Below are 3,302 nucleotides of genomic sequence, written 5' to 3'. Positions count from 1 at the left end.
TTTACAATATAGTTTAAATATGCTATTATCTAGGTATATATATATGTAAATGGAGGAGAAATGAGAAAGATAATTATTGCAGGAAACTGGAAAATGAATAAGACTAGAAAAGAAACAGAAGATTTCTTTAAAGCTTTAAATCCATTAGTAAATGCTAATGAAAAAGTAGAAATGGTTATAGGAGTACCTTTTACTAATATTGAAACTGCTGTGAGAGAAACAAAAGATGTTAAAATTGCTGCTCAAAATATGAATCCTAAAGAAAGCGGTGCATATACAGGAGAAATATCACCTTTAATGCTTAAAGATTTAGGTGTAGAATATGTTATTTTAGGTCACTCAGAAAGAAGAGAATACTATAAAGAAAGTGATGAATTTATTAATGAAAAAGTTAAATCTGCACTTTCTCATGGTTTAAAACCTATACTTTGTTTTGGAGAAACATTATCAGATAGAGAATCTAATGTTACAGAAAAAGTTGTAGAAACTCAAATAAGAGGTGGATTAAAAGATTTAACAAAAGAAGATATGGCAAATGTAGTTTTAGCTTATGAACCAGTATGGGCTATAGGTACAGGTAAAACAGCAACATCTAAACAAGCTCAAGAAGTACATGCTTTTATTAGAAGTTTATTAACTGATATGTTTGGTACAGAAGTTGCTGAGAATGTAACAGTTCAATATGGTGGTTCAATGAAACCAGAAAATGCTTTAGAATTAATATCAGAAAAAGATATAGATGGAGGACTTATAGGTGGAGCAGCACTTGATCCGGTTAGTTTTTCTAAATTAGTTCAAGCAGGAATAGAAGCTTAATAGGAGGTATAATGTTACAAAATTTATTAGTTATACTTTTGGTTATAACAGCTATTATTTTAATTACGGTTATATTATTGCAACCTGATAGAAGTAGAGGAATTGCTAAAACTGCAAATGTATTAGATCAAGAAAAAGAAGGAATAGAAAAATTTACAGAATATGTTGCTTTTATTTTCTTGTTATTAGCAGTTTTATACAATGTTTTAAGATAAAATATCTTTTTATTATAAGAAATCTTGACAAAGTATAAAAAAAGTGTATAATAATATTGATTTATAAATTTATAGGAGGATTATATATGTCTAAAAAATTATTTATTGAAGAATATTCTAAAGTTACAGGTAAAACAAAAAAAGAATCTGAAGATTTAGTTAATGCTTTCTTAGATACAGTTGAAAATTTAGTTCTTGAAGGTGAAGATGTTCAATTCGTAGGATGGGGATCTTTCAAAGTACAAGTTAGAGAAGAAAGAAAAGGAATTAATCCAAAAACAAAAGAAGAAATTACAATACCTGCTAAAAAAGTATTAAAATTCAAAGTTGGTAAAAAATTAGCTGATAAAATAGCAAAATAGTTTATTCATAATTAAAGGTAGAATTACATGGTTCTACCTTTTTTTATCTTAAGGATTAAATTTTATTTAATTTCTTTACATTTTATGCAAGCGCTTTAATTGTTGACAAATTGGCATTTTTATATTAAAATAAAGTATAACTTTGTTGGAGGTCGTAATGGATAAAAAAACATTAAAAGAGAGAATTTTATTATCTCTTAGAAGACAATATGGTAAAACTTTAGAAGAAGCTAAAGAATATGAAATATATTATGCTGTAGCAAGAGCTACAATGGATGAAATAACTGAGCAATGGTATAATACAAAAAAAACTCGTGCTAATGCAAAAGTAAAACAAGCTTATTATTTCTCAGCAGAATTTTTAATGGGTAGATATATGAGTAATAATCTAATAAATTTAAAATATGATGGAATTATTAAAGAAGTTTTAGATGAATTAGGTGTAGATATAAACAAATTGGAAGATAAGGAAATGGATGCTGGATTAGGTAATGGAGGTCTTGGTCGTTTAGCAGCTTGTTTCTTAGATTCATTTGCTACTTTAGGTTTACCTGGTCATGGTTATGGATTAAGATATAAATATGGGATGTTTGAACAAAAAATAGAAAATGGATTTCAAGTAGAATATCCAGATGATTGGACTAAATTTGGTACACCTTGGAGTGTTAGAAGAATAGATAGAGTCTTTGATATTAAATTTGGTGGAGATATAGAAGTTCATAGAGATGAAGTAGGTAAAGAATACTTTAAAAGGGTAAATACTGAGAATGTACAAGCTGTTGCTGTTGATGTTCCGGTTATAGGTTATGGTAATGGTGTAATAAATACTTTAAGACTATGGGAAGCAAGATCACCAGAAGGGTTTGATTTAAATTTATTTAATTCTCAAGATTATATAAGAGCTTCAGAAAAAGAAATAAGAGCAAAAGATATTTCAAGAGTTCTTTATCCAAATGATACAGAAAGAGAAGGAAAAATATTAAGATTAAAACAACAATTCTTCTTCACATCTGCTTCATTACAAGATATAATAAGAAGACATAAATCAATGTACGGTAATGATTTTTCAATATTACCGGATAAGGTTGCTATTCAGTTAAATGATACTCACCCAGTTGTGGGAATACCAGAACTTATGAGAATATTATTAGATCAAGAAAAATTAAATTGGGAAGAAGCTTGGGCTATATGTACTAAAGTATTTGCTTATACTAATCATACTATATTATCTGAAGCTTTAGAAAAATGGGAAATAAATATATTTAGACCTTTACTTCCTAGAATTTATCAAATAATAGAAGAAATTAATAGAAGATTTTTAATAGAACTTGTTGAGAAATTTGGAAATGATTCAGATAAGATAAAGAGAATGAGTATAATAGCTGATGATAAAGTTAAAATGGCTTGGCTTGCAATAGTTGGTTCACATACAGTAAATGGAGTTGCTAACTTACATACAGAAATATTAAAACATCAAGAATTAAAAGATTGGTATGAAATATATCCAGAAAAATTCCAAAATAAAACTAATGGGGTAACACAAAGAAGATGGTTGTTAAATGCTAATCCAGAACTGGCATCTTTAATTACTGAATTAATAGGTGATAAATGGATTACAGAATTAACTGAATTAAAGAAATTAGAAAAATATGTAGATGATAAGAAGGTTCTTGAAAGATTATCAAATATTAAATTAAATAATAAAGTTAGATTAGCTAAATATATAAAAGAAACAACAGGAGTTGAAGTTGATCCTTACTCAATATTTGATATACAAGTTAAGAGATTACATGAATATAAACGTCAAATGTTAAATATATTACATATTATGGATTTATATAATAGAGTGAAAGAAAATCCTTTATTAGATATAGTTCCTAGAACATTTATATTTGCTGGTAAGGCAGCA

General features: G+C 27.2%; 4 protein-coding genes. All 4 read left to right on the top strand.

Annotation, left to right across the window (positions count from 1 at the left end):
* The first annotated feature begins 60 nt into the window (after nucleotides 1-60).
* Nucleotides 61-816, top strand: a complete 756-nt coding sequence (gene tpiA, locus ACWYO2_RS05460) for a triose-phosphate isomerase (RefSeq protein ID WP_455515470.1) — start codon at nucleotides 61-63, stop codon at nucleotides 814-816.
* Nucleotides 817-827: 11 nt separating this feature from the next.
* Nucleotides 828-1,031 (top strand): preprotein translocase subunit SecG, encoded by a 204-nt coding sequence (gene secG / locus ACWYO2_RS05455; RefSeq protein WP_455515469.1) that lies wholly within the window; start codon nucleotides 828-830, stop codon nucleotides 1,029-1,031.
* Nucleotides 1,032-1,117: 86 nt separating this feature from the next.
* Nucleotides 1,118-1,393: an HU family DNA-binding protein gene (locus ACWYO2_RS05450; protein WP_455515468.1), complete on the top strand. Its 276-nt coding sequence runs from the start codon at nucleotides 1,118-1,120 to the stop codon at nucleotides 1,391-1,393.
* Nucleotides 1,394-1,550: 157 nt separating this feature from the next.
* On the top strand, nucleotides 1,551-3,302 hold a 1,752-nt coding region (gene glgP, locus ACWYO2_RS05445; RefSeq protein ID WP_455515467.1), incomplete at its 3' end, for a glycogen/starch/alpha-glucan family phosphorylase.

The organism is Pseudostreptobacillus sp., from assembly GCF_977040545.1.
Note: the sequence above shows the minus strand (reverse complement) of the source record. Positions and strands in the feature narration are given on the sequence as shown.

What these genes read in the sequence shown, in the direction of transcription:
- ACWYO2_RS05450 (WP_455515468.1), top strand. Translation starts at nt 1,118, where the DNA reads ATGTCTAAAAAATTATTTATTGAAGAATATTCTAAAGTTACAGGTAAA.
- tpiA (WP_455515470.1), top strand. Translation starts at nt 61, where the DNA reads ATGAGAAAGATAATTATTGCAGGAAACTGGAAAATGAATAAGACTAGA.
- secG (WP_455515469.1), top strand. Translation starts at nt 828, where the DNA reads ATGTTACAAAATTTATTAGTTATACTTTTGGTTATAACAGCTATTATT.